Annotated in this window: 1 protein-coding gene; it reads right to left on the bottom strand. The window is 36.1% G+C overall.

Annotated features, from left to right (window positions below; genetic code table 11):
- Positions 1-427 (bottom strand): MFS transporter (locus KH893_RS12425; protein WP_345803744.1); only part of this gene is annotated, 427 nt, incomplete at both ends.

Below are 427 nucleotides of genomic sequence, written 5' to 3'. Positions count from 1 at the left end.
GCCAAAAGCAATTCCCATTAAAACAAAACCAATAACAAGAAATAAGGTTACACTAACAAAATTGCGGTGGCCTTGAAGTAAGTAAGGGAAAAGAAAAGCAAAAATGATTAAGGCCGTTGCTGAGGCTACCAGAATATGTTTTCGTCCCCACATATCAGCAAAAGATGAAGACAGAACAATAAATAAGGCAAAAATCGTGATTGAGCCCAATAGCATGAAAAGATATTCTTTATTGCTAAAACCAAGTTTTGTCGTTGAATATGTTAAAGACCATGTTGCTAAAGTATAAAAAAGAGTGTAAGTAACAGAAACTATAAATGTCCCTTGGATTATTTGCCGCCAACTGGTTTTATAGACAACTTTTAGAGGCGACTTGGTGACCTCGTTTTTTTCTGGGCCAAACGAACTAGTGGTGTTTCTTGCATTT

Origin of the sequence: Liquorilactobacillus sicerae (assembly GCF_029916425.1) — a bacterium.
Taxonomy (GTDB): Bacteria; Bacillota; Bacilli; order Lactobacillales; family Lactobacillaceae; genus Liquorilactobacillus; species Liquorilactobacillus sicerae.
Note: the sequence above shows the minus strand (reverse complement) of the source record. Positions and strands in the feature narration are given on the sequence as shown.